The sequence below is a fragment of the Curtobacterium sp. MCPF17_011 genome (assembly GCF_003234145.1).
GTDB lineage: Bacteria > Actinomycetota > Actinomycetes > Actinomycetales > Microbacteriaceae > Curtobacterium.
The window spans coordinates 1-24,822 of sequence record NZ_QKSK01000011.1; the positions used below are offsets into that span (position 1 = coordinate 1).

At 67.3% G+C, this 24,822-nt stretch carries 23 protein-coding genes; 13 read left to right on the plus strand and 10 right to left on the minus strand.

Going from position 1 to position 24,822, the window contains the following annotated elements:
* Positions 1–59 precede the first annotated feature (59 nt).
* The 5 genes from DEJ25_RS13255 to DEJ25_RS13275 all read left to right on the plus strand — a co-directional run bounded on the left by DEJ25_RS13255 (position 60) and on the right by DEJ25_RS13275 (position 3,945).
* The gene (locus DEJ25_RS13255) at positions 60–917 is read left to right on the plus strand and encodes an antitoxin VbhA family protein (RefSeq protein WP_111044961.1); all 858 of its coding nucleotides are present in this window, start codon (positions 60–62) and stop codon (positions 915–917) included.
* The gene (locus tag DEJ25_RS13260) at positions 911–1,171 is read left to right on the plus strand and encodes a hypothetical protein (RefSeq protein WP_111044962.1); all 261 of its coding nucleotides are present in this window, start codon (positions 911–913) and stop codon (positions 1,169–1,171) included. Before DEJ25_RS13255 ends, DEJ25_RS13260 begins: the two co-directional genes overlap by 7 nt.
* Positions 1,171–2,199, plus strand: coding sequence for a hypothetical protein (locus DEJ25_RS13265; protein ID WP_146240688.1), 1,029 nt, complete (start codon positions 1,171–1,173; stop codon positions 2,197–2,199). Before DEJ25_RS13260 ends, DEJ25_RS13265 begins: the two co-directional genes overlap by 1 nt.
* 216 nt (positions 2,200–2,415) lie before the next feature.
* Positions 2,416–3,168, plus strand: a complete 753-nt coding sequence (locus tag DEJ25_RS13270; protein WP_111044964.1) for a YfbU family protein — start codon at positions 2,416–2,418, stop codon at positions 3,166–3,168.
* A gap of 69 nt (positions 3,169–3,237) precedes the next feature.
* Complete coding sequence (locus tag DEJ25_RS13275; protein ID WP_181427441.1) at positions 3,238–3,945, plus strand: DUF3800 domain-containing protein; 708 nt, start codon at positions 3,238–3,240, stop codon at positions 3,943–3,945.
* A gap of 209 nt (positions 3,946–4,154) precedes the next feature.
* On the opposite strand, the gene DEJ25_RS13280 is transcribed toward DEJ25_RS13275, so the two are convergent.
* The 3 genes from DEJ25_RS13280 to DEJ25_RS13290 all read right to left on the minus strand — a co-directional run bounded on the left by DEJ25_RS13280 (position 4,155) and on the right by DEJ25_RS13290 (position 5,493).
* A complete protein-coding gene (locus DEJ25_RS13280; protein WP_111044965.1) occupies positions 4,155–4,568 on the minus strand; it encodes a hypothetical protein in 414 nt (137 codons plus the stop codon).
* A gap of 203 nt (positions 4,569–4,771) precedes the next feature.
* Positions 4,772–5,275 carry a GNAT family N-acetyltransferase gene (locus tag DEJ25_RS17240; protein WP_111044966.1) on the minus strand — a complete coding sequence of 168 codons (504 nt, stop codon included), beginning with the start codon at positions 5,273–5,275 and terminating at the stop codon, positions 4,772–4,774.
* Positions 5,272–5,493, minus strand: coding sequence for a GNAT family N-acetyltransferase (locus tag DEJ25_RS13290; protein WP_111044967.1), 222 nt, complete (start codon positions 5,491–5,493; stop codon positions 5,272–5,274). Before DEJ25_RS13290 ends, DEJ25_RS17240 begins: the two co-directional genes overlap by 4 nt.
* 165 nt (positions 5,494–5,658) lie before the next feature.
* On the opposite strand from DEJ25_RS13290, the gene DEJ25_RS13295 reads away from it, so the two are divergent.
* Positions 5,659–6,702 carry a hypothetical protein gene (locus DEJ25_RS13295; RefSeq protein WP_111044968.1) on the plus strand — a complete coding sequence of 348 codons (1,044 nt, stop codon included), beginning with the start codon at positions 5,659–5,661 and terminating at the stop codon, positions 6,700–6,702.
* A 277-nt stretch (positions 6,703–6,979) separates the two neighbouring features.
* On the opposite strand, the gene DEJ25_RS13300 is transcribed toward DEJ25_RS13295, so the two are convergent.
* Positions 6,980–9,553: a DEAD/DEAH box helicase gene (locus DEJ25_RS13300; RefSeq protein ID WP_111044969.1), complete on the minus strand. Its 2,574-nt coding sequence runs from the start codon at positions 9,551–9,553 to the stop codon at positions 6,980–6,982.
* Positions 9,554–9,785: 232 nt separating this feature from the next.
* Positions 9,786–10,544 carry a transcriptional regulator gene (locus DEJ25_RS17160; RefSeq protein WP_375334564.1) on the minus strand — a complete coding sequence of 253 codons (759 nt, stop codon included), beginning with the start codon at positions 10,542–10,544 and terminating at the stop codon, positions 9,786–9,788.
* Here DEJ25_RS17160 and DEJ25_RS17245 point away from each other — a divergent pair.
* Entirely contained in the window at positions 10,431–10,742 is a 312-nt protein-coding gene (locus DEJ25_RS17245; protein WP_375334565.1) for a hypothetical protein, read from the plus strand. The two genes, DEJ25_RS17160 and DEJ25_RS17245, sit on opposite strands and share 114 nt — an antisense overlap.
* 66 nt (positions 10,743–10,808) lie before the next feature.
* The gene (locus DEJ25_RS13310; protein WP_111044971.1) at positions 10,809–11,651 is read left to right on the plus strand and encodes an SDR family oxidoreductase; all 843 of its coding nucleotides are present in this window, start codon (positions 10,809–10,811) and stop codon (positions 11,649–11,651) included.
* A 445-nt stretch (positions 11,652–12,096) separates the two neighbouring features.
* Here DEJ25_RS13310 and DEJ25_RS13315 read toward each other — a convergent pair whose 3' ends face one another.
* On the minus strand, positions 12,097–12,621 hold the full coding sequence (locus DEJ25_RS13315; protein ID WP_111044972.1) for a MarR family transcriptional regulator: 525 nt from the start codon (positions 12,619–12,621) through the stop codon (positions 12,097–12,099).
* A 153-nt stretch (positions 12,622–12,774) separates the two neighbouring features.
* Between DEJ25_RS13315 and DEJ25_RS13320 the strand changes: the two genes are divergently transcribed.
* From DEJ25_RS13320 to DEJ25_RS13340, 5 genes are all read left to right on the plus strand, one after another.
* Positions 12,775–13,077, plus strand: a complete 303-nt coding sequence (locus DEJ25_RS13320) for a hypothetical protein (protein ID WP_111044973.1) — start codon at positions 12,775–12,777, stop codon at positions 13,075–13,077.
* A gap of 773 nt (positions 13,078–13,850) precedes the next feature.
* On the plus strand, positions 13,851–16,907 hold the full coding sequence (locus tag DEJ25_RS13325; protein WP_146240689.1) for an FtsX-like permease family protein: 3,057 nt from the start codon (positions 13,851–13,853) through the stop codon (positions 16,905–16,907).
* Positions 16,904–19,636: a hypothetical protein gene (locus DEJ25_RS13330; protein ID WP_111044975.1), complete on the plus strand. Its 2,733-nt coding sequence runs from the start codon at positions 16,904–16,906 to the stop codon at positions 19,634–19,636. Before DEJ25_RS13325 ends, DEJ25_RS13330 begins: the two co-directional genes overlap by 4 nt.
* A complete protein-coding gene (locus DEJ25_RS13335) occupies positions 19,633–20,535 on the plus strand; it encodes an ABC transporter ATP-binding protein (protein WP_111044976.1) in 903 nt (300 codons plus the stop codon). The genes DEJ25_RS13330 and DEJ25_RS13335 overlap by 4 nt, the downstream gene beginning before the upstream one ends.
* Positions 20,536–20,543: 8 nt before the next feature.
* Entirely contained in the window at positions 20,544–21,194 is a 651-nt protein-coding gene (locus DEJ25_RS13340) for an ABC transporter ATP-binding protein (protein WP_220033226.1), read from the plus strand.
* Positions 21,195–21,242: 48 nt separating this feature from the next.
* Here the strand turns inward: DEJ25_RS13340 and DEJ25_RS13345 are convergent, their stop codons facing one another.
* The 4 genes from DEJ25_RS13345 to DEJ25_RS13360 all read right to left on the minus strand — a co-directional run bounded on the left by DEJ25_RS13345 (position 21,243) and on the right by DEJ25_RS13360 (position 24,787).
* Positions 21,243–22,469: a low temperature requirement protein A gene (locus DEJ25_RS13345; protein ID WP_111044978.1), complete on the minus strand. Its 1,227-nt coding sequence runs from the start codon at positions 22,467–22,469 to the stop codon at positions 21,243–21,245.
* A gap of 92 nt (positions 22,470–22,561) precedes the next feature.
* Positions 22,562–23,248, minus strand: a complete 687-nt coding sequence (locus DEJ25_RS13350; RefSeq protein ID WP_220033218.1) for a GntR family transcriptional regulator — start codon at positions 23,246–23,248, stop codon at positions 22,562–22,564.
* Between the two features lie 223 nt (positions 23,249–23,471).
* Positions 23,472–24,224 carry a hypothetical protein gene (locus tag DEJ25_RS13355; RefSeq protein WP_111044979.1) on the minus strand — a complete coding sequence of 251 codons (753 nt, stop codon included), beginning with the start codon at positions 24,222–24,224 and terminating at the stop codon, positions 23,472–23,474.
* Positions 24,221–24,787, minus strand: a complete 567-nt coding sequence (locus tag DEJ25_RS13360) for an RNA polymerase sigma factor (protein ID WP_111044980.1) — start codon at positions 24,785–24,787, stop codon at positions 24,221–24,223. The genes DEJ25_RS13355 and DEJ25_RS13360 overlap by 4 nt, the downstream gene beginning before the upstream one ends.
* Positions 24,788–24,822: the final 35 nt, after the last annotated feature.

Here is a 24,822-nt window from a genome sequence, read left to right on the forward strand (position 1 = left end):
GACCCCGACCAGTCCTGACCCACCCCGCACCGCTCCCAACTTCTTCGAGGTACCCGCTGATGATGCGTTTGCTGTCCATGCACCTCTCGAACGACCGGATCCTCTGGGGTCACGTCCTCCTCGAGGACACCGACAACCCGAACGCCCACCTGGCGCAGATCCTCGTCCGCCCCATCGACGTCGAGCCCGGGTACGAGCTCTTCGATAAGACCAACACGGTCCTGTCGGATCTGGCCGTGCCCGCGACGCGGGAAGCGAACCGCATCGTCCAGACCCTCCTCATCCCCGCCTCCGAAATCGCCCGACGCGAGCAAGCCGTGCGGGCGGTCATCCACTCCGGGTACCTCGAAGGGTTCCCGGACGACATGCCCTGGCAGTCGCAGCTGTGGACGTACGCCCGCGGGGAGGTCACCCCGGAGCAGCTCAGCGCCTACGCCGACAACGGCCGACAGATCCCACGCGCACCCGGACACAGTGCCGTCAACACAGCCGACGTACCCGAGGACTGGTGGCAAGCAACGCAGGCCCGCATCCGCCGACATCTCCTCGACTCGACCCTCACCGAAGCAGAAGCCGCCGCCGCCCTCCAGATCAGCATCGATGAGATCGGTGAGCTGTTCGGGTCGAACCGGCTACTGAGCTTCGACCTCGAGGGCGAAGAACGCATCCCCGACTGGCAACTCATCCGACCCGCCCTCCCCGAGTTCGGCGACCCCTCCGCCCTGCTGCCCGGACTTGCAGTGCTGTATGCGGCGGCACCGCAGCCGCTGCTGGACGCGGCAGCGATGACCGAGTTCATCACCACACCCCGCACCCACCTCAACATCGACGACCGCGCCCTGACGCCGTTGCAATGGATCCGGGAAGGGCGCCCGCTCGAGACCGTCATCGCCCTGTTCCGGGGACGTGAATGGTGAGCGCCGCCAGCCGCCCGGACCTGTTCCTACTCAACGTCGCCTTCGACCTCGCTGGAACACACGGACACATGTACTTCCGCGACCCGACCAGCTCCGAACTCCGGCAGATCATCGTCCGCAGCGACGGCGGTGGCTCCGGCTACCGGTGCGAACCAGCAGCAGGTGACACCCGCGACGGGTGGGAGCCCTTCCTCACCGAAGCAGGCTGGCTCATGGCCCTCATCCGACCCGACACCCCGGAAGAACGCAGCTGATGGGGCCCGGACTTAAATGGGTCGCTGCCGCGTACTCCGGTCGGCCGCAGATCACGATGCCGTACGGGCTCGGCGACACCACCGACCTCACCGACGCCCTCGCCGTCCTCAAACTCGCCGGGCTCGCCGCAGTCGTGGAGACGCACGACACGATCCGCCTCGCCGACGGCCGCCGCGCACGCTTCCCGACTCTCACCCAGAACCCCCGCAGCGAACCAGTCGTGGACGCAGACTTGCTGCTCCTGGCGCCGCGCACCGTGACGTCAACGCAGATCGCGCTCGCGGAACAGACCGACACGGTGCTGCTGGTCGACGTCGACCGGCGCCGCGTCTGGATCGACGGCAAGCAGGTACTCGGGACGAAGGAACGGTGGAAGGACGCCGCACCGATCTACGTTACCTTCGCCGTCGCGCGGATGCTCGCCGTCAACGGCTCCACCTTCGACGACCTGGTGCACGCCGGGCTCACGCCCGGGCAGGTGGATGACGCGCTCGCACGACTCGGCAAACGCGTGCACCGCACCCCGATCGGGTGGGAGTCACGGCAGGTGGGTGGGCTGGTGGACTTCGCGATCGCCTGTTATCCGGGACCGGGCGGCGTCAGGACGCGTTGGACGTCGGATCTGCCGCTCGTCGAGCAGGCAGAACGGCTCATAGGTGTCGGCTGCCGCATCTCCGGTCGCGCCATTTCAGGCCGCCCCGGCTACCCGGCAATCAGCAAGCGCGAGATGCCATATCGGCTGGTCGCGTTCGCTGAAAATGAGCTCGACATGGCCGCGCTCGGCTTCGAGCCCGACACGGTCGACTTCTCCGGCACCGAACTGATTCGGCCAGCCGACCCCAGCATCTTCCTCACCGCAGCAGCAGCCGGCTACACCGACCGCACCGACGACATCATCACCGCGAACACACTCCTCCGCGCCGACTTCCGCAACGACGACGACAACGCCGCCCTCGAAGAAGTCCGGAACCGGCTGCAGCTCCTCGCCGACACAGGGTACGACCTCAGACACAACCTGCCGAGCTGAACGAGTCCCACCCCGACGTCCCGAACGCGTGCTTTAAGGGCAGCTCCGTGAGAATCAAACCGGACGGGCTATACGCGACACACGAACTCCCAACCAACCGGCGGACGGCCGCTGCCCGGCGAACGATCCGCTTGTGGTCGCTTTCGTTCAGTTGCGAGGATCCCAGAGTGCATTACCGTAAGACGCTTAACGCATACCGTCTTACGGAGAACTAGCATGGCAACGATCACCCTACGGATCGACGACGACATCCGAGACGCTGCTGCCCGCCAAGCAGCGGAAGACGGAGTCACACTCAGTGACTTCGTTCGCGACCTGGTCCGAGAGGCGGTCGTGAGCGTCCGCGACGAACCAGAGCCCGGGGGATACGTACCGGACTCCCTGAGCCCGAAGGATCGGCACGTTCTTTCACTGCTCCACCGAATCCTTGGAAGAGTGCTCCCGGAAAATGAGAACGACGTCGACGGGGACAAGGAATACCAGCTCGAGCGCGCGCACGTGCTCGAGGCTGGTCTTACTCAGGAGTACTGGGTGGAGTTTGCCGGCATCGCGAACGAGCTCAGCAAGCGTGATTCACAACGCGTCATGGACATCCTCGACATGTTCCGCATCGCCGGGTACAGCGCCTCCGAACTTCAAAAGCAGGGCGCCGAGGTGCCGGCGGAGGTGATGTCGAGCCTGCAGTACAGGGGTTTCGACTTCAATGATGATCTCGAGGGGAAGATGGGCAGCTACGTTCAGTACCTCGTCAGCAAGGGGCGCTGGCAGGAGCAATCTGACTTCGTCGAAGGCCACGACGGTGGCAACTCGCACTTCCCGATGCTCGAGACGTACATGCGGATGCTGGCCGAGTACCGCCGGATTCGCGAACGACGTCGGCCGCAGCTGGGCGGCAGCGGCTACGCCCTCACGCTCGAAGAACTCACGGCCCTCTCGCGCGAGTGGATTCATCCGGACAACCGCCGATGACATGCGCGCGTTGACGAACAGAGCACGACCGCGGTGCGGCGTGGCACGATCGCGAGGAAGGATAGACCCGTGTTGATCGCCTACGTCGACGAGTCATACGACAAAGACTTCTACTTTATCGGAGCTGCGGTCGGCACCCAGGAACAGTGGGACCGCGTTGAGGCAGCATTCGACGCGATCAGGAACATTGCCGCTGAGCTCCACGGGACTCCCTCCGACGCCGAGCTCCACGGACACGAACTCATGGGCGGGAAGGGTCCCTGGCGGAGCCTGCGCGGGAAGCACCGCGAAGCAGCTGGCATTTACCTCACCGCTCTCCGGGCCGCGCGATCGGTCGGGATCCGATACCTCTTCCGCGGCGTCGACGTCGGCCGACTCAACGCGCGGTACAGCTATCCCGACCCGCCACACGACGTGACCCTCGGGCATCTGCTGGAACGCATCGAGGATTACACGATCGGACGCAAGCAAACCGAACAGACCATCGTGGTCGCCGACGAGATCGCGACACAGACTGAACACCAGCGAGCCTTCGCCGGCTACCAACGGTTCGGCACCGCGGGCTACCGCTCATCCCGACTGAACTGGATCTCGGCCCCGATCAACTTCGCCAGCTCGAAGGGATCCGACGGCCTCCAGGCCGTCGACCTCGCCACGTACGTCTACTTCCGCAGCCAGCGCATACGCAGCCCACACCCGAAGGCACAAGCAACACAGGAGCGCCTCTGGAACGAGGTGGCGCCGGTTACAAGCCACCGCCACACCTGGCTGCCCTAATGAACGAAGGCCCCGCGATGCGGGGCCTTCGGCTGGCAACGTTCCGGTAACCGGCCCGTCGTACCTGCAACTTACCACGCGCAACAGACGGCACCAAGATCCAGCGCTACGGCTTGGCCGCTGACGTCGGCACGAGTGCGGATGGTGCCCCAACTCCTAGCGCATACGCGTATGTCACCGCTCAGCGGGGCTGAGTCAGCGGCGCCGTACTACCGCTCGAAACGGGTTACGAATGAGGCGGCGAGGGTCTGCCACCCCACACGTGGCACGAAGTCGCTGATGATCCCTACAGCGTACGAGACATCGTCAGGGACTTCCTCTGACCAGTCGGGGTCGCGGCTGATGATCCGCACCTCGGGACCGGACCTGTCCCAGTAGAAGGCGAAAGTGTGCTTACGCTCGTCGACTCGCGTCATCGCGTGCACCCCGTCGAGGCCCCGCAGATCTGTCCGGACTTGCGGGAAGGAGGTGGCGTGGGACCAGTCTCGGAAGGCTCCGGTGACAGCGAGGTCGATGGCGGTCTTGTCGTAAGCCAAGGACCAACGTCCGTTGAGGACCAACCCGAGCGCGAAGCCTTCGGAGAAGCTGTTGCGCTGCTGCGTGGGAGTCTGGATCGAAGCCATGAGGCTAAGCGTACGAGCAACGTACATTCGTTCAAGTTCGCGCACTGGCACAGTGGTGCGGAATCGCGCGATCGCCCTGAGTAGCCCCTGACTAGCGGGGCCGCCAGCGAACATTGCAGTCCGCGCGAACCTTGCAGACGTTGCTGCGTCACGATAGCCCATCGGCTACCGGTACGGGTCGAGTCCGATATCGAACCCGCGGATCACCTGGCGGCAACGCTGTGCGCAGCTTCGCTCGGTGTCGTCGTTCTCGTTTCGCTCCGTGTCATGATCGCGTCTCGGTAGCCGACCTGTCTACGATCCGACCGACCCTGTCGGTCGGCTGCGATTGAACGGGGAAGCCAAAATCTGCGACGCCCCTCGGCGAGTGCAGCTTGGGGTCCGACGAGTCGCAGCTGCCGTTCCTGATAAGGCTTCGAACGTCTCGAGGCATGGGCTGTCGTGGAAGAGATACACCAGATCGCCCTTCCGATCGGGCTCGACGCGATCGGGGCGAAGCCTGCGTCCGCTAAAGCACGCAGGGACGGCACGTTCCATGTTCTGACGGTCGCCCAGACCCTGGCAAAGCCCGCACGATGCGCTTCCGCGACGACCGCGGTGGCAACAGCCTTGCCATGTCCGCGGCGTTGGAACCGACGATCGATCTCGAAGCAGAACTCTGGTTCGAGCCCAGTTCTCCCGATCAAGAATCCGCCCGCGCCGATCATCGTGCGTCGGCGAGCCTCACGCTGTACCAAGTGCCGCCGTACTGCTCGCGCCGCTGCTGACGTCGACCGAGCCACTCGCTCGTCATACGGACATCGGTGAACGGTCCGTCACCGATCGTGTGGGTTGCTGGGTCAGAGAAGATCACATGGAGATCCGCGGCGTCATCGAGCGAGACAACGCGCAGGTGCAACGACCCCGCCGACAGCGTGTCAGCCATACGCGGCGTTGTCGTGTTCAGGGTGGCGACGTTACCTCCGACCCCTGAAGCCGACTCGATCGCGTCGTGTTCGATAGCCGATCCGTCGCCGGGCCCGTCATGAACCATCGTTTGTGATGACGTCCGCTACCTCGTCGCGGTGTCGAAGGGGCTTACCCTTTCCCCGTGCCTGACGTCGAACGCGCTTCCGCCCTCGTCCAACATCTACTGGACAGCTTTGATGACTCAACGGAGACGATCGCCTCACTCACTCGACGGTGCCAGCGCATCGCATCACTGCGCGGCGACACGGCTGCCCTGTTCTGGCTGTCGCTGGAGTCGTCGGACATCGGGAACGACTTCGAGAACAAGACCGAGCACGTGCGCGAGACGCTGGCCGCTCGTCTTCTCAAGGCATTGCCTGCCGACGAGTCCGAGCGGATCTTCAAGGTCGAGTACGGGAGCTACACCCGGCGACGAATGTTGCCCGGCAACAAGGCGAACTATCTCAGCGTGCAACAAACCGAAGACCTAGTGCAGACGCTGCGGCGGGAGGAAGAAGCCACACTCGTTCCTCCACCCCCAGGAATGCACGCCTACGACCTCGGGAAGCACGTTGCCGAGCAGGGGCAGGTTCGCGCGCGAATCTTCGAGTCACGCGCACCGCTGGAGGCTTCGCTCGCCCGCATCCGAGACCGACTGTGGGAGTTCCTCACCGAGACTGAGTACGAGCTTACGTTCGGAGAAGCCACGGCAGAGACGTTCAACCGCTTGCGGTCGTACGTCGACAATCAATTGACGACGATCTCGCCGCCGGCGCTGGATCAGTTCCAAGTCGCGTACCGGAGACTGAAAGATGGGGGCAACGAGGATCGCGCCCACGCGCTAACGTCCTGCCGCCGAGTGCTGAAGACGATCGCGGACGAACTGTATCCGGCCAGTTCGGAACCCGTCATTGGTGACGACGGGAAAGCTCGGGTGCTCGGTGATGACAAGTTCGTCAACAGGCTCCTACAGTTCGTATCGGAGAAGGTCGGCAAGCACGAGAACGGGGCGGCCGTGCAAGCCGCCCTCAAGGACGTCGGTACGCGACTCACTGCCTTGAACGACCTCGCTAGCAAAGGTGTCCATGCCAAGGTGACTACCTATGAGGTGGACACGTGCGTTGTTCAGACCTACTTGGTGGTCGCTGACGTCTTGCGAATTCGCGAGCGAGCCGGCCGCCTGTAAGCGGCAGGCTTGTTCTTGAAGAGCTCGCTTGTCCGGAACGCGGCTGCGAGGCTCGCAGTCGCGTTGACAGTCGACCTTGGTGCAAACTTCTCGTTCGTCGGAGCCCTTCTTGTCTTAGGTGGCAAGGTCGCTGCCCGACTTGGACGACGTGGCGTTGTCGACACCGTCGTAGTCGATCGTGGTAGGCCTCCTCGAACTCGACGTCGCCTTCGACGGCATCGGCTCCGCCATCGCGACCGCTAGACGTCTCCACCCCCGTGGTCCATTTCTTGCGCCGTCAGAGGTTGACCTTGTCCTGGGTTACCCGCTCGAAGACCTGTGATGGAAGAACCAGGCGGCCGCTCAAAGCGTCGGTCACACGGCGCCGGAGTTCCTTCCACGAAAGCCCTTCGCTCGTCTGTAGCAATTCGGACCAAACTGCCTCTACGTCGTAGCCGATCTTCAGAACCGTGGCGGGGCTTGCAAGGCAGAGATGGGGTCGAGCTATTGTGATTCCGTCGTGGTGAACGGTAGCTCGAGGGCTGATGATGACGGTCGCGTTCATCTCGGGCGGATGGGTCACAGCCCTGTCCTTTACGACCAGGTCCCGCTGGGTATTCGCTTGGCGGACATCGTGCACGGGGACGGTGCCAGTTGAGCCGTGTTCAGACTTGGCTTCGAGGATCAGCCACCCATGGTTCTTCCACGCCCATACACAGTCTGGCCGGGCAGTCGATTTCGGCTTGACCGAGTCAGCACCAAGGAACCTACCGAGGGACAACAGACCAGGCTCATAGTCCTTCGCTGGGGCCGTCTGAAGCGCGGCAATCATCTCGCCGAGCTCTCGTGGGATGCTATCCAGGTTGGCGCGGGCCTCCAGGCGCGTCGTAATGGCATCGATAGCCACCATGTCTGCCGGCGCGACCTCGGGATCGCGCTGGGCCGGCAGCGGCGGGACCTCACGGAGCCACGTCCCAAACCCGGCGATCCTCTCGGCCCGGTCGATCAGCGAAAGCGCCGCGGCGTGGAGCGCGCTGTCTGAAGCTTCCGCGGCAGCCTGATCGGTCCACAGTGCAGCGAGGTAAAGCCAGAACGCCTGGTAGCCGACTGTTTCGCGGTCCCCTACACCGATCAGCTCTGCGGCTTGCAGAGCGTGCCCGGCAGCTGATTTCCAACGACCGACCGCAGCGTCAGACCATCCCTGTATCTCCTCGCCGACGGACGACTGCAGCGCGCGCGCCGCGGCCGACACGACCCTCGGACTGCTATCGCGGGTACTCGCAATAGAAGGCTCGGCTTCCTGCAGCCAGGCGGGAGCGCGCTCGAGAAAATCGTCGACGTTCGCAAGGATCTCGCTCGGCTCGACGTCCTGCGAGTTCACACGCCCAAACTTGATCTCGGCCTGGAGATTCGGGTCCATCGAAGCGATCGTCTCCGGACGGGACAGATATCTGGCGAGGTCGGATCCGTAGATCAGGACCACGGCGATGTCTCGCGGACCACGCGTTGCACGGCCTGTCCCCTGAATGATTCGGGCCCGGACGCGTTCCGCGAACGCAACTCCGGCCCGTGCCCGGCCGGAGAGGAACCGCTCCTGCAGGCTGTCCTGGTCTGGCGTGCTGTCCATCACGACGCACCGACACGCTTCCCCTGGGAGGTCGAGCCCGTCGTACCGACTCGCGAGCCCACACACGGCGTGCTTCGCCCCCGCGAAAGGCGCCATCCCGTCGCTCACGTCGTCGATGGTGAGTCGAGGCCACCGCGCGCCGCCGAGCTCGTCTGCGACAGACTCGGCCCGCGCTCGGCTAGGAGCTAGGACGAGGGCCTTGCCCGCACGCTTGACGATGTCCTTCCCGAGGTCCGTGGCGGAGTTCGTCGCGGCGAGCTCAGGGAACACGAAAAAGCGGCGCCCAGACAATAGCGAGCTCTTGTCGGCCGCGGCGGTCATGCGAGTAATGCTCCGACGGCCGAACGCTCGCTCCAACTCGCCGCCGTCACCAAGCGTCGCCGAGACGTAAAGCCGTTGACGAGCATCGGCGAACACGGTGTTTTGATCGGTCGGCGGGACGTACGGACGCACCAGAATGCCTGTGTAGGACACGTAAACAAGGCACGACTGAAGAACGCCACGGATCATGGCGTACTGGTACCCGAGGTCACCGCTCAGGCCGCCGAGGACTCGAGCAATTCGATCGACCATGCCGTCTTGCCGAAGCGGCACCACGAGCCGAACCACCTCAGACACCGTCGGATCTGGCGACGGTTCGTGCAGGCGGTCCAGGTAGACACCGTCGAGCGCGCCTTGCACAGCATCAAGGAGCGCGTGGTATTCAGCTTGGTGCTCGTGACGGGCCACCGCGACACCGTACTTCTCTCCGACGTACTGCTCACCAGCATGGGCGTCGTCGAACAAGATCTGATCGGCTACGGCCAGCTTCGGGCTGGTATTGAACACGGAACTGTACGTCGTGATCGCGACTGCCTCGCCGGCCTCGTAGCTAGCTTGGTCAGCGGCGGGCCAGTAGGCGGCTTTCCCGATGAGGAGCACGGGCTTTATGCCTTCAGTGATGGCGCCAGCGAACACCTGCTTCGCGAGCTGCTGCGTGGGGCAAGCGTAGATGACCCGCTGCTGGCGGAAGCGCCTCGTCCACTCGGTGATCAGGAGCCCGGTGAGGGTCTTCCCGGTCCCGGTGGGCAACTGCAAAGCGAGATCCGGAGCTTCCAGGTGCGTCATGAAATCCCGAATTGCGTCACCTTGGTGCACCCAGAGTCCGCTTGACGGCGCGGCACTTGTTCTCGGGAGATCAACGTACATCTCAAGCGGGGTAGACGGAGCCGGCGCTGCGGACGATGGCGTGCGGAACGGGGACATGCAACCTCCAAGACCAGCGGCGCAGAGATCGATGCCGCGTCACGAGCCCCTACGCTCCAGGCCCACGCCAAGCATACGAGATGGTGAGCGGAACTCTCGTACTCAAGCGATCACGCGAACGTCGGAGGACGTCCGGTCCGAAGCAGGGGCCGGGCAAAGACCGCGGGGCTCGCAGAACCTGGCTGCTAGGTGGCCGTTCGTTTGAGCATCGGCTACCGGAACCTTCGGCAACTCAAGGCTGAGTCGTTCCGGGTTCCTCAGCGGTCGCGGCGTCCTTCGTCGCAGCCCAGTGCGCGAGGAGTTGCAGGCTGTCGTGGGAGGCTGATCCGGGTGATGCGAGGTAAGTGACCAGCGCGAGTCCGCGACGGGAGCCGATGTCGAGTGACTCGAACGTCAGGTCGAGGTCGCCGACGATCGGGTGGTGCACAAGTTTCCCGCCCGACCTGTGTTCCCGCACTGTGTGACTGGCCCAGAGTGTTCGGAACGCCTCGCTTGCCAGCGACAGCTCCCCGACAAGGGCAGCGAGTGCACGGTCCGCCGGGGCACGGGCCGCCTCAGTGCGCAGCACCGCGACGCTCTGCTCAGCGACGCTGTCCCAGTCGCGGTAAAAGTCGCGTGAGCGGGGGTCGAGGAAGATGTACCGGCCGAAGTTGACCGACCGGCCAGGAGTACCGAACAGGTCGATGTAGAACGCACGCCCTAGTGGATTCGACGCGACCACGTCGAGCGTGGTGTTCTGCACGATCACCGGCATATGCGTCATGCCGTCCACGATCTGCTGCACGCCCGCACTCACGCTGCCCGGTTGTGATCGTTGCGCAGAGCGCCGCGGCCGAAGGTGGGTCGGTGCGTTGGCGGCTCGGACTAGGTCGGCCAGGTGGGCCGCTTCGACGTCGTCGAGGAGCAGAGCACGAGCGACACCGTCGAGGACACTGTCGGAAACGCCGGTCGCGTTGCCACGCTCGAGGCGGGTGTAGTACTCGGTGCTGATCCCGGCGACGAGGGCGACTTCCTCACGGCGAAGCCCAGCGACTCGGCGGCGTCCACCGAAGTCCGGCAGGCCGATCTGCTCCGGCATGAGCCGGGCCCGCCGCGATGTGAGGAAATCGCGGATCTCCGCCTGAGTGTCCACGCCTCGACGGTACGTCACCCGATCGTCTGCAAAGGGTCCCTGTCAGTGACCGTGTAGACGGGGTCTGTTTCCAGCCGTGACGGCGACGTTCACTTGTGGTGTTCCCGATCGAAAGGCACACCCATGACTGACTCCACTGTTTGGTTCATCACTGGCGCAGCGCGCGGGATGGGCATTGACCTGACCCGGGCTGCCCTCGCCGCCGGCCACCGTGTCGTTGCTACCGCGCGTGACGCTGCGAAGGTTACCGAGGTGTTCGGTGAGCGGGATGATCTGCTGGCAGTTTCGCTCGACATCACCGACGAGGACGCGGCGCGGGCCGCCGCGGACGCTGCGGTCTCTCGCTTCGGGCGGATTGACGTGCTGGTGAACAACGCTGGCTTGTTCTACGCGGGGTTCTTCGAGGAGATCAGTCCTGAGCAGATGCGGCAGCAGATGGAGACGAACTTCTTCGGTCCGCTCAACGTCACCCGTGCGGTCCTGCCCGTCATGCGTCGTCAGCGCAGTGGTCAGGTCGTCACGATCAGCTCAACTGCCGGCCTCGTCGGTCAGGAGTTCGTCGCTGCGTACTGCGCGTCGAAGTTCGCCCTCGAAGGGTGGATGGAGTCAATCCGGTACGACCTCGCGCCGTACGGTGTCTCGACCATGATCGTCGAGCCCGGCTTCTTCCGGACCGAACTGCTCGTCGAAGGAGCTTCCACCATCTGGCCGGAGCTGTCCATCGATGACTACGCCGAGCGCACCGCGACGACCATCGAGGCGTGGAAGAGCATGAACGGCAAGCAGGGCGGCGATCCCACCAAGCTCGCTGCTGGCCTGGTCTCATTGGTCGATTCCGACGAGCCGCCGCTGCGATGGGTCGCGGGCGCCGACGCCGTGCAAACCGGTGTCGACAAAGCCAACCTGCTCCTTCAGCAGGTCGCCGCACACGAGGAGCTGTCCTCCTCACTCGCATACGACGCCTGATTCCCTCGATCAGGTATCGGACGTCTCCACCCCGTGTCCGTTAGCCGATCCTCTAACGGGCAGAGCCACGCGTGCTGGGCAGCGTTCGTTGAGCCACCAGCCAACGGGACGCCGACCGCCAGCTCTGACGTTGCCGAGGCTGCTGGCCTGAGCGTCCGAGCCGCCCAAGAAGCGTTCCAGCGGCACCTTGGCCAAACGCCGACGCGGTACCTGCAGACCGTTCGTAGCATCACTGCTCTGCCCACAGGAAACGAAGCCGGTTCCTGAAGCCCTGGAACCTACGTCTGGTCAGGGACCGGTTGCTGCGACAACGGGTGGTTGCCCTCGCAACATGTGTGCAAAGCCCCACCGTCGGGCGATCTCTCGCACGGAAGCGATCGGTTCTCCGGCGCCTACCAAGCCGCGTACGGCGAGTACCCGCGAACGAACGCTTCCTCGCTTGTGATCAGGCGGAGGGAGCAAGCTCTTGTTGCTGGGTGTCGCGACGGAGTGCTTCGGAAAACCGCGAGGCGAATCGCGCGACGACGGCCGCCTCGTCGTCCGAAAGTTCGTTGATGACGGTGATCAGCGGCGTGTGGATGTGCCCGTACGCGCGGGTGAGGTCCGCGGTCGCGTTCGGCGTGGGCACCAGGACGACACTGCGTCGGTCCCGCGGGTTCGGTCGTCGATCGACGCGTTCCGCCCTGCTAAGGCGGTCGACGAGCTTGGTGACGCCAGCGGTGCTCAGGTGCAGCTTCGCAGCGAGTTCAGTCGGGCTGAGGAACCGGTCACCCCGGCTCGCCTCGACCAGGTGCAGCAGGGCTAGCGCGTCGATGGGGCGCATCTGCAGGGCACGGAGCGCCCGCTCGTCGGCGTCGTGCACGCTGTCGCTCAGCGACTCCAGGGCCGTGATGGCGGTTGCCCCCGCAGCGTTGCGCGGCTCCTCCACGCAGACGCGGTGGGCGTTACGGGCGTTGTCCTCGTTCGTCATCAGGTCCGACCCTCCGCTGCTTCCGTTGCTGATGATGATGCTGCTCCTGCATCGCTGGGAATCGGAAGCTGGGTAAGTAATCAGCCAGGTGAGAGAACCGTGGGTGTCACGAAGCCGCCGGAGCCCGGTGGCACTGAATGTGAAGGAGACACCATGTCGAACACGACAGGGAACACCGCGCGTCACGACAACGTCGTCCGTCGCACTTGGAACGAGACGAAGTCCGCACTGAAGACCACGGAGTTCTACGCGTGGATCGTGGTGTCGCTCGCCATCCTCATCGCGTCGGCGGTCGTCGACAACGCCGACGAGGGCCACACCGGTTTCGGTGCCGACCAGGCCTGGTTCTACGTCGCGCTCGTGACGATGGCCTACATCCTCAGCCGCGGCATCGCCAAGGCCGGCGTCCGCAAGCCGGAAGATGACGACCGCGACGGCAACGGTCGCTCCAACTGACCTGACGCCACACGCCGTGCCCGGTCACTGACCAGGTCGGTGCACCAGCACGTCACACGTGCAGACCCCGGAGTGGTGATCCGGCACGAAGGCCGTTCCGTATCCACGGAACGGCCTTCAACAGTTCGTCCGAGGACACCCCCGCAAGGGGGCGTGAACGAAGCCTTCGTCACGGCCCGGGCAGGACGTGACTCTCGACAAACCATCGCGGGGCCCGGCACCACTACTTCGACACAACCCGTCACCGCGACTGTGGTCAACAAATCTGTCCGTTGCACGATCGTTCATCGAGACAATGACCGGGCGCTGAGGGACCGTACATCCACGGGAACGCGCCCAAGGCGCATCTACCGGTGAGGATGCGTCCTGCCCGCAGCATGGCGAGGGTGGCTGCCCCTTCAAGCCGGGCCGGGTCCGTGGGCCTCACTTCGCTGCGGGCGATGTCGGAGGTCATCAACAGCGGCGTTCGATGACCCATCGGCTACCGAATTGTCAGGACACGTTCGTAGAGAACGAGCGAGCCGCTTCGTCCGACTTCTGCGAGGCCGCTTTTCGTGAGGGACGCGACGCGGCTTTGTCGGCTTTCGTGTCCGCTGCTGCGACCGACGCCCCGAGCAGACGAGCATGTTCGAGCGCGAGAAGGACAGCACACATACGTCATCCGACGCATTCGGGCCCCTGCCGCTGTCGCTACTGTCGTTGCGATTACATCTCAGCGCGAGGGGAGTCATCTCATCGTCGTCGTTCATGGAAGAGAGGCGCGTCCCAGGCGAATGGATTTGCCGTCCCTGCTGTTCCGTCGCTCGCTCGCGCGGTGGCGGTTCCTCGTCCCACTCACGCTCGTCCTGGCGGCCCTCACCGCGCTCCCGCTCCTGCTGACCGCAGCCGTAGACACGGCATCCGCCGCCGGATCCACCGCCTTCGTCCACGACCAGCCTGCACGTGCCGCGTCGATCCGCGTCGAGGAGGACCTCGACACGGCGGCGACGGAGCAGGCCCGCGGCGTCGCCGCGGCGATCACCGGGCATTTCCCGCATCACGGCGTTGACGTCGTCTGGGGTACCCACTCCACCGCGGACCTGGTCAACGGTCGGGCGGTGCAGGTCGCCGCGATCCCCGACCTTGCACGGGTGGCACGACTGAGGGCCGGCAAGTGGGTCGGCGAGGGCCACCCCGGCGCGATTGCCGGGGTGCTGCAGGTAGACGCAGCCCGCCGGCTCGGCATGACCGTCGGCAGCACGATCACCGTGGGCGACCCGGACGAGCCCATCGACGTGCGGATCGTCGGGACCTGGCGGGCCGACGACCCCGGTGCTGCCCGCTGGTTCGGCGCCTCCGACGTGGGTTCCGGGCGAGACGGCGACGCCGTCGGGCCCCTGGTCGTCGCGGCGGACGACCTGATTGCGATCACCGGTACAGCGACGGCCACGTGGACCATCACGCCGTCAGCGGGACTCCTGACGCCGGCGGACCTGCAGGACGTTCGTCGCGGAATCACCGCCGTGACGACGGCCGCGTCGGGTGGCAGCTCTGTCCTGGCGGGCGCCAACGTCTCCGGGACGCTGGACGCGACGTTGGCGCAGGTCCAGGCGTCGGTGCGGACCGAGACGGCGCTCGTCACCGTCGCGTTGGCGGTGGTGGCGGTCGTCGGGACGCTGACCGTCATCCTCCTCGTGACGCTCGTCGCCCGGTCGCGGGAGGCCGAGGACCGGCTCCTGACAGCGCGCGGGGCCTCCGTCGGCCAACGACTCCGGTGGGCTGTGCTCGAGGGACTGGGCGTCGGTCTGCTCGGCGCCGCGGCCGGGACCGTGGTGGTCGTCGCCGCGGTCCTCCTCGGCGTCGGCGGCAGCTCGGTGAGCGGGGCTGAGGTGGACCCAGCTCGGGTGCTCCTCGTCGTGCTCCTCGTCGTGCTGGTCGCCGCGCTGTCGGGCGGCGGGGCGGTGCTCCGTCTCGGGCAGCGCGACGGAGCAGGACGGGCCGGTTGGTGGACCGCCGCCCCGGCGGTCCTCTTCACCGCAGCAGCGGGCTTCACCGTGTGGCGGCTCGCGTCTGCCAGCGCGCCGGGCCGCGTCACCGGGGATGGGTTCGTCCTCGACCCGGTCGCGTCGGCGGCGCCGGTCTTCGTGGTGCTCGCCGGCTCCGCGGTGGCCGCCCTCGCGGTCCTGGTCGCCTCCCGGGTCGCAGCGCGCGGCGTCCGGCACACGCGCCGTCTCTTGCCTGCGTTGACCGTGCGCCGGCTGGCCCGTGGGTGGTCGACCGTTGCACCCGTTGTGGTCATCGTCGTGATCGCTGTGTCCACCGGTGGCTTCGCGGCCGGTTTCGCGGCGACGAGCGCCCGAGTCGAACGAGCGACGGCGATGGCCGTGGTCGGGCCGGAAGTGCGCGTGCTGTCCGACGGCGATGCCGTGGTCTCCGACGACACCCCGGACCAGGGCCTCGACGGCCCGCTGGACGAAGCGACAGCGATCGCACCGGTCCTGACCGATACAGTCCGGACCGGTGGCTCCGAAATCCCCTTCATGGCGGTCCCGAGGTCGGTGATGCCACTCGCGGTCCCGTCCCTGAACGCCCGAAATGCGGCCGCATTGCAGCACGACGCCGCCGGCGTGCCGCTGCCGCGCAGCACGACGCGGGTGCGGGTCCTCGTCCGCAGCGCCGTACCGACGCTCAACGGCGTCGAGCGCCCCGACGCCCGCGGCTCCTTGCGGTACTCGCTCTGGGTTGGTGACAGTTCCGGTGTCGCGCGGTCCTTCACGCTCACCGGTGCCGACGGGGAACAGATGCCGACCGGCACCAGCACGACCCTGACGGCGACGCTGCCCGCCGACCACCGCTGGCGAGTCCTGGCGGTGGCACCGACCCTGACGTTCTCCGTCCGACCGGCGGAGGTCAACCCCACCGTGAGCCCCGCCACGAAACCTGCACGCCTTCGGGTTGCAGTGCACGCCCGGGTCCTGGGAGTGGACGACGCCGTCGGGACCGCCGACGTCGAGGACCTGACCGCGGCCCCGATCGTGCGGCTCGGAGCGCCGGCGATCGCCGGGCGCCTCCCGGTCGTGGTGACCGCTGCGACGGCGGCCAGCCTCGGGGCGAGGGTCGGCACCAACCTGGACTTGACCCTTGCTTCGACGAGCGCGCCGGTGCGTGCGCGAGTCGGCGCCGTCGTCCCGCGCGTCTCGGGGACGGCCTCACGGTCCGGGGTCGTCGCCGACCTGCGGACCCTCACCGACGCGTCCGTCCTGGGCGGCGGCGCCATCCAGGACGCGGCCGGGAGCGTGCCCCGGGTCGACGAGACGTGGATCGCGAGCTCGGATCTCCCTGCGACGACAGCCTCTGTGCTTCGTGCCCTGCCGGTTCCGGGCAGCGTCGTGACGACCGCCTCGGCATATCCCGGACGGATCGTCGATGTTGCTCGCGCCGTCCTCGTGGGTGTGGCCGTCTTCGCGGCGCTGTCGGCAGCACTCGTGATCGTGGCCGTGTCCGTCGTGACCGGCCGCTCGTCGCCGACCGTCGTCCTCCGGTCGCTCGGAGTGGCGCCCGGGGCCGCCGCACGTGCACGCGCCACCGAGGTCGGCGGACCCGTCCTCGTGGCGCTCGCACTCGGTTTCGTCAGCGCGGTCGTCGTGGTCGCGCTCACCGCTGCCCCGTTCGCGCACGGCTCCATCCCTACCTCCCTCGGCCTGGTGGACGTCGGGCCGACAGCCGCCGTCCGCGGCGTCCTCCTGGTGCCGGCCGCGATCGCGGTCGTCACCGCCGTCGCGGCCATCGCTGCAGCGCGCTCCGTGGCGAGACGCATGGATCGGACGACGGACGGGGAGGCGGACGGGTGACGGCGGCGACCTGGAGGGCCGCGCTGCGGATCCTGCGCGTCCACCGTCAGCCGCTGGTCGCGATCGCGGCCGTGACGCTCGTCGCGGCCTTCATCGGCGGCACTGCCGTGCCGGCGCTCGACGCGCTCGCGAGCGCCGGTACCCGTGCTGACCTCCACCGGTCGACGGACCGCGAACGGGACCTCGAGGCGACGTTCGCCGTCGTCGCTCCGGACGGCGTCGGCGGTGACCCACAGGAGGCGTTCGACGGCGTCGCCGGAGACCTCGCCGCCATCCATCGCCGCATGCCCGCAGAGCTCGGCGCGTCGACGGGAGCTGGCCAGTGGGTGGCGATGACCCCCTTCGCCGCGCTCGACCCCTTGCCGTCGAAGGTGCCTGCCTCCGTCGCGCTCGCCACCGACCCCGATGCCTCGCACCGGGTCCGGTTCGTCCAGGGCCGCGCTCCGTCCCCGTCGAAGGACAGCAGCGCCATCGAGGTGATCGTCTCTGAACGCGTGGCGAAGGCGATCGGGTGGCACGTCGGCGAAGAGCGGACGGTGAGTGACGCCACGGGGACGACATCGCTGCGATTGACCGGGATCTACGTGGCGCGCGACCGACACGATCCGGCGTGGGGCCACACACCCGACGCACTCAGACCGGCAGCAACCGGGACGAGTGACGGCGGAACCGCATTCTCGGGAAGCGCCTACACCGCACCCGGGTCCTTCGGCGCGGTGGCCGGTGGCGGCGGAGTGACCCTCGGACGAGCGTGGTTCCCGTTGCACCAGCGTTTGATCACTGCAGAGATGCGGACGCAGCTCATCTCGGACACCCGTCGGTTCCTCTCCACCCGTCAGCCACTGCCCGCGACCGGCGCGGAGAGAGCGGTCTTCACCACCGATCTCCCCCAGTTACTCCGCGCCTCGGCAGCTCGGGACGCGACGGTGCGGACCCTCGCCGCAGCGCTCGGCTCCGGTCCTGCCGGCGCCGTAGTCGCCCTGCAGTTCCTGCTCGCCGCACTCCTGCTCCGACGCGCACGTCCGCAACTCGGACTGCTCAACGCCCGCGGAGCGAGCCCGGCGACGATCCGGATGATCGCGGCGGCACTTGTTCTCCCTGCAGCGGTACCGGCGGCACTGGTCGGTGGGGCGCTCGCGGTGCTGGTGTCGGCGTCATTCGCCGGCGACACCCCGGGGGGCACGGGGACGGCCGTCGGTGCAACGGTCTTCACGGTCCTTCTGCCCTGCGCGGCCGCGGCGGTTTCCGCGCCGACCGATCGGCTGCCGACGCCCTCGCCCCGTCTGCGCTGGACCGGTGCCGGAGTCCTCGTCGCGGTGGCGGTCGCCTCGGTCGCCGTGACCGTGCGTGGTGGCCTCGACACGGCGGCGCCCGGCGGCGCAGTGGACCCGGTGGCCGCGGTCCTCCCGCTCGCGTTGGCGACGTGCGGCGCGTTGCTCGCGGTCCGGGTGCTGCCGCTGGTCACCCGGATCGTCACGGAGCGGGGTCGCCGTCGTCGTGGACTCGGGACGTTCCTCGGCGGTGCCGCGTTGTCGCGGTCGGGTCCGGGAGGGGCGGTGCCGCTCGCGGTCGCCGTGATCGGGCTGGTCGTCGCGCTGTTCGCGACGGTCGTCGGCAGCACGCTCGAGCACGGTGTGGCCGACGCAGCCCGACGGTCCGTCGCGGCCGACGTGTCGGTCTCGGCCGACGGTCTGGACGTCGACGACGTCGGACGGATCAAGGCGGTGCGAGGTGTCAGCGACGCGGTGGGCGTTTCCACGACGGACGAGGTCACCTTCGACACCGTCCACGGCAGCGTCTCCGCAGTCGTGCTCGTCGCCGACACCGCCACGCTCCGTCGGGTCCAGGCCAGCGTCCCCGGCGCCCTGCCGACGCCGGATGCGCTCCGGCGGGCTGAGGGGGATACGGTCCCCGTCATCGTCTCCCGTGCCCTCTTCGCCGCCACCGGCCGGGCGTCTGAGGCGCTCTCGACACACACCCGGGTGGTCGCAATCACGCCCAACGCCGTCCCGTTCACCGCGGCGAAGCGATGGGTGCTCGTCGACGACCGTTTCGCCGCGGACCTCACCGAGACGGGAAGCGTCAACCGCGCGCTCGTCCGGCTGACACCCGGAGCCCACGCCGCGACGGTCGCCACCGCGGTCCGCCGAGCCGCTCCGGGTGCGCAGGTCACCGTCGCCGCCGACGCGGAGCGTGCCCTCGCAGCGGACCCGCGGATCCCCGGCTCGCGGATGATCGCCACGGCCGCGGCAGGGCTGGGCGGGGCGTTCGGCGTCGGTGCGCTCCTCGTCGACGCCGTCCTGACCGCACTGGTCCGTCGACGGCGGTCCGCACTGCTCGACATGCTCGGTCTCGAGCGCCGCCGGGCCGGCCGCGTCACGGTCGTTGAGAGCCTGCCGACGCTGGTCGCGGTCCCGGTGACGGCGGTGCTCGTTGCTGCCGCAGTGGTCGCCCTGACGCTGCCGGCCGCCGACCTCCGGTCCTTCACGGGCGGCACCGTCCGGCCAGCCGTCGCCGTCGACCCGACACTGCTTGGGATCGTCCTCGCGGCCACCCTGGTGTCGCTGGTCGGCGTCCTGGCCGTCACCGTGCGCCTGTCGCTGCCAAGACGCCCCGACCCTCCCGGCGGCGCCCAACCGACCACAAGCACCGCGACGACGAGCACGGCGAGGACGACGGCCAGGGACCGCCCGCGCGGATCGCACCGCAAGAGCAGGGAGAACCGTTGAGCACCAGCACCAGCACCAGCACCAGCACGATCACCGCGGACGTCGTCTGCCGTGACCTGGTCCGCATCTTCCGGACCCGTGATGTCGAGGTTCAGGCCCTCCAAGGACTCAACCTGGTCGTGCGACCGGGTGAGATGGTCGCCGTCGTCGGCGCCTCGGGGAGCGGGAAATCGACCCTGCTGACGATCCTGTCCGGACTGGACGCACCGTCGGCCGGGCAAGCCGTCGTCGCCGGGGTCGACATCGGCACCCTCACCGCACGCGGACGGACGGCGTTCCACCGGACCGGTGTCGGGTTCGTGTGGCAGCAGACCGCACGCAACCTGATCGCGTACCTTACCGTGCGGCAGAACGTCGCCGCGGTGCTCACCATCGCCGGCGTCCGCGGCCGGCCGCGTGCCGAGCGCGTCGAGGAGGTCCTCGACCTGGTCGGGATGCGAGCGCACGGCGACCGGCTCCCCGGCACACTGCCGGGTGGCCTGCAACAGCTGGCGGCCGTGGCCGTCGCACTCGCGAACCGGCCCAGGGTGCTCCTCGCCGACGAACCGACGGGGGCACTCGACCGGGACACCGCCACTGCCGTGCTCGCGGCGATGCGTGCCGTGAACGAACACGAAGGGGTCACCGTGCTCATCGTCACCCACGACCAGGACGTGGCCGAGCAGGTCCGCCGGACGGTCCGTATCCGAGACGGCCGCACGTCGACCGAGACCATCCGGGACGACGTCGGACGCGCCTCCGGTGAGGAGTTCGCGGTCATCGATGACGCCGGTCGTCTCCAACTGCCCGAGTCCTTCCAGGTCGCGCTCGGCCTGCGCGACCTCGTGCGGTTGACGCTCGAGGACGACCACGTCGCCGTACACCGCGGCGACGCCGACGCAACGGGACTGGGCCAGTGACCGGCCCGGTGCTCAGCGCGGTCGATCTGGGGCGCGACCACGAAACGGCAGCGGGCACGGTCCGCGCGCTCGGCAGGGTCGACCTCACTGCCGACCGCGGTGAACTCGTCGTCGTTCGCGGAGCGTCCGGATCCGGGAAAACCACGTTGCTCCGCCTACTCGGCGGCCTCGACGTCCCGACCCGTGGCACCGTCAGCGTCGACGGCGTCCCGCTCAGTGAGCGCGACGCGGACGGACTCCGCGCGCTCCGTCGTGACCGGATCGCGTTCGTCTTCCAGGACTTCGCCCTGCTGCCCGTGCTCACCGCCGCTGAGAACGTCGAGATGCCGCTGCGCATCAGCCGGACCTCACCCCGTCGCCGCGATGCCGCCGTCGCCGATGCGCTCCGGAAGGTCGGGCTGACGGGGCACGAAGCCCAGTTCCCCGACGAGCTATCGGGCGGCCAGCAGCAGCGGGTCGCGATCGCCCGGGCGGTGGTCGGCGGCGCGGCCCTGCTGCTCGCGGACGAACCGACCGCGCAACTCGACAGTGTGACAGCCACGGGCATCGTCGATGTCGTGGCGGACCTCGTCGACCGCACCGGGCTCGCCGTGGTCGTCACCACATCCGATGACGCCTTCCTCGATCACGCAACCCGCGTCGTCGAACTGGAGCGGTGAGCGAGCGCGAGCAGCAGGGCGCAACAGCGCCGCCTCGCTCGCGCTCCCTCACAGCCCGACAGGGCGTCCGCGGTTCCCCTCGTCGGTGTCGCGCCTCCGTGCGCTGACGGCGTCGGCCACGACGACAACTCCGAGGACCAGGACCAGTGCCCACTCCATGGCGAGCGGCGACACAACGCCGTGCAGGGGGATGAGCGCAAGAGACACCAACACTGCCGGGACGTGGGAGCGGAACGGGGCGTTGCTGAGCGAGAGCCGGAAGAGGAGGTTCGCGCTCAGGCAGACGACGTTCGCGCCGATGAGCAAACCCGCAGTCCACAGGGGCGTCGATGCTTCCACCGCCTGCTCGAATGCGATGTCGGTCGCACCAGCACTCAGCACGATGCCGAAGACCAGCAGCGCGGCGGTGTAGCTGTACGTGTTCCTCGCTATCGCCCCGGTCTGGTCTGCGCCACGGATTCGACGGCTTCCGAGTGACTCGCTGCGGTCGAAGTACAGGAACCACAGCAGCACCGTGTGCGCGAACGCTGCAGTGAGACTGACCAGCGCGAGCGGGTCGGGCAGTGCCTCGGCGATGTGCTCGCCGATCAGTGCGATGGACTCGCCGAGCGCGATGAGGACGAACAGCGAGACGCGTTCTGCGAGGTGCGCGCCCCGGATCTTCCATGCGTGGTACTGGGTGTGACCGAGGCCGGGAACGGCGTAGAGCATCGCCGGACCGAGGAGGTCCACGACCACCGCGAGAGTCCACCAGAGCAATGGCTCCGCGGTGAACGCTCCGATGACCCACACGGGTGCCGACGCGACGACCCAGAGGGTGAGGTTGACGAAGTTCGCGGCGTCGTCACGTCGGTTCTGCCACAGCGCGAGAAGCGCGAACAGTGGCCGTCCGAGGTTCATCACGACGAGCGTGATCGCGAACGCAGCTCCGCCTCCGTGCAGTACGTCACCGATCGTGCCGCTGAGCACGAGACTGGCGGCCATCAGGCTGATGAGCAGACCCCGAACGGGGCCACGATTCGGATCGAGCCAGTTCGTGACCCACCCTGTCGAGATCCACGTCCACCAGATTGCGGTACCGAGAAGGACGGTGGCGAGCAGGCGGTGCCAGGTCTGCTCGTGCACCAGCAGTTGTGTCAGGGCAGTGATCGCGTAGACGAATACCAGGTCGAAGAAGAGCTCCATGTAGCCGACGCGGTCGGCGTCTTCTCCGTCGTCCGGCCGGTGTAGGTCGGTGCGGAACCCGAATCGTGTTGTCCGGTGGCCTCCGAGCATGATGCTGGCTCTCCTCGCCTCTGGGGGAGCTTGCCGCACTGGACACGCCGCCGCATCCGAACGATGACGTATCTGGAGGATCCGCGGTCGTTTCAGCTCCCTGACTTGGCAGCGAGTTCGGCGAGCGTGCGGTAGGTGAGCATGTGGTGTTTGAGCGCCGTGGACACTGCGATGACGTCGCCGGCCTTCCGCGATTCAGCGAGTGCCTGAAGTATCTGCTCGTGTCGTTGACGCTGGAGGGAGAGGACGTTCATCGGCAGGTCAGCGGGGATCGGCACCAGTAACGCCCGCTCACCCACCCGTCGGTGCAGCGCGATGAGTTCCGGTAGCTCCGTTGATTCCACGAATGCGAAGTGGAACTCCATGTCAGCCTGCATGGACGCTGCGGGGTCGCCCACGGCTGCAGCGGCGTCCATCCGGCCGAGGGCTTCCGCCACTCCAGGAAGAACCGGCCGTTCTGTCTCCGTCAAGAACCGAGCCGCAGCGGTCTCGTAGCTCCAGCGAATGAGGTTGAGTTCGACGAGGTTGTCCTCGGTCCACTCTCGGACTCGGAACGGGTAGTTCTGCTGCTTGGTCATGAGCCCATCTGCGACGAGTTGGTTGCACGCGTCGCGGACCGGCGCGCGGCTGACGTGCAGTTCACGAGCTATGACGGAATCCGCCACGTCAGCTCCCGCGGGGAGCCGACCGTCGAGGATTCGAGCGCGGAGTTCGTCGAACACACGCTGCCCCAGAGTCGAGCTCTGGAGCATTGGGAAATCGAGTGCGTCTTCGTCCACGCCTTGAGAGTAGTGAGAACACCGCTCAGCGTGGTGGTGGCGACGTGACAGGCGGGGATCTCAGTGAGATCACCCGCCTGTCGTGCTTATGCAGCCCGCGTCTTCATTACCGCGGTGGGGATGTTCAGCAGCACTGTCATGTCGATGGGCTGCGTGTCGAGGAGAACGATCCCGCTGGGGTCGTCACATCCGCTGGGGCGGCGTGTGATGCCGACGAGCATGTTCACTCGCTCCACGTTGTCCACGGCGCGCTCACCGTCTTGCCGTCGCGCAGGTGAACGTCGAGTACCTTGGCGTCTGCCTCGTTAGTGCCGGGCCACCATGCGACGAACCATCCGTCCTTGACCGAGGCCTGCACGACGCCCTTGGAGGTTCGGACGTCGACTCCGGTGACGTCCGAGCCGACCCGTCCGACATCGTAGGAGTACCCGTCGGCACCGTCGCCGCTGGTCTCGATGCCGTAGATCCGGAGACCATTCGAAGTCGGGGCGGCTTCCGTCGAGACAGCCGAGTCGTAGAGCCGTTCCCAGCCCACCGGCACGTTGGGGTCGACGCCACTGCACATGAGGACGCTCTGACCGTTCTTCACCAGGGCGATCTGCGCGTCTCCGCGCCATTCGCCAAGGATGATGTCGTCGTTGCCGACGGTTGTCGGGGAAGCCCAGCTCTCGGCGCAGTCGTTGGCGAATGCGACGGACTGCTTCGTCGTCGCGGGGCTGGGAGCGGCAGTCCAGTCAGCGTACGCGGCGCTCCCGCCGGTGACGACCGAGACAGCGAGGACAGCGACTGCGGCGATGCTGCCGCCCAGCGCGCCTGCCCCGACGCCTGCCCGGCGGCGGCGGCGCTTCTTGCTTTCGGCAGCAGGCGGCGTGGCGATGATGCGTTCGAGGTCCGCTTCGGCGCGGATCATCTCAGCGTCGCTCAGGGTTCGGTTCTTCGCCGGGTCGAGGGTGGTGAGGGTGTCCAGGTCCGTCATGCGTTCCATGTGATGGCCTCCAAGTCGGGTTGCGTGTGTGGGACGGCGCCGTGGTCTGACGTCTCGTCAAGGGCGTCGCGCAAACGGCGACGAGCGCGGGTGAGGCGCATGGTGAAAGTGGAGCGGCGGCAGCCGAGGACTGTTGCGGCCTGATCCGCGTTCAACCCGTCAAATGCGACGAGGGCGAGCGTTTCCCGGTCTCGGGGTTCGAGCCGGTGCCAGGCGCGGACGAAGTCGATCCGGGCCGATGACGCCTGCGCGGTGTCGGCGACTGTCGAGTCGGCGTGAGCCGCGATGGCCACATCGAGGTCACGTTGCCGGGCTGCGCCGCGAGCAGCATTCTGCATCTGCTTCCGAGCGATCCCGAACAGCCAGGGCCGGGCGTCTTCCGGCATGTCATCGATGCGACGCCATGCTGTCATGAAGACCGCGGAGACGACATCTTCTGCGTCGTTGCCGAAGGATCGGCGTTCAACGAAGCGGACGAGGTCGGCGTACGTCTCAGCGTGCAGGTCGCGGAAGCGTCGTTCGATTGCTGCGCGTGGTGGTGATGGTGTTCTCATTGGCGCCCCTTCCGTGACGTCTCATTCAGTACATG

Coding starts and splice junctions, on each gene's coding strand:
- DEJ25_RS13255 (WP_111044961.1), top strand. CDS start 60: ATGATGCGTTTGCTGTCCATGCACCTCTCGAACGACCGGATCCTCTGG.
- DEJ25_RS13260 (WP_111044962.1), top strand. CDS start 911: ATGGTGAGCGCCGCCAGCCGCCCGGACCTGTTCCTACTCAACGTCGCC.
- DEJ25_RS13265 (WP_146240688.1), top strand. CDS start 1,171: ATGGGGCCCGGACTTAAATGGGTCGCTGCCGCGTACTCCGGTCGGCCG.
- DEJ25_RS13270 (WP_111044964.1), top strand. CDS start 2,416: ATGGCAACGATCACCCTACGGATCGACGACGACATCCGAGACGCTGCT.
- DEJ25_RS13280 (WP_111044965.1), bottom strand. CDS start 4,568: ATGGCTTCGATCCAGACTCCCACGCAGCAGCGCAACAGCTTCTCCGAA.
- DEJ25_RS17240 (WP_111044966.1), bottom strand. CDS start 5,275: ATGATCGGCGCGGGCGGATTCTTGATCGGGAGAACTGGGCTCGAACCA.
- DEJ25_RS13290 (WP_111044967.1), bottom strand. CDS start 5,493: ATGGCTGACACGCTGTCGGCGGGGTCGTTGCACCTGCGCGTTGTCTCG.
- DEJ25_RS13300 (WP_111044969.1), bottom strand. CDS start 9,553: ATGTCCCCGTTCCGCACGCCATCGTCCGCAGCGCCGGCTCCGTCTACC.
- DEJ25_RS13310 (WP_111044971.1), top strand. CDS start 10,809: ATGACTGACTCCACTGTTTGGTTCATCACTGGCGCAGCGCGCGGGATG.
- DEJ25_RS13315 (WP_111044972.1), bottom strand. CDS start 12,621: ATGACGAACGAGGACAACGCCCGTAACGCCCACCGCGTCTGCGTGGAG.
- DEJ25_RS13320 (WP_111044973.1), top strand. CDS start 12,775: ATGTCGAACACGACAGGGAACACCGCGCGTCACGACAACGTCGTCCGT.
- DEJ25_RS13325 (WP_146240689.1), top strand. CDS start 13,851: ATGGATTTGCCGTCCCTGCTGTTCCGTCGCTCGCTCGCGCGGTGGCGG.
- DEJ25_RS13345 (WP_111044978.1), bottom strand. CDS start 22,469: ATGCTCGGAGGCCACCGGACAACACGATTCGGGTTCCGCACCGACCTA.
- DEJ25_RS13355 (WP_111044979.1), bottom strand. CDS start 24,224: ATGACGGACCTGGACACCCTCACCACCCTCGACCCGGCGAAGAACCGA.
- DEJ25_RS13360 (WP_111044980.1), bottom strand. CDS start 24,787: ATGAGAACACCATCACCACCACGCGCAGCAATCGAACGACGCTTCCGC.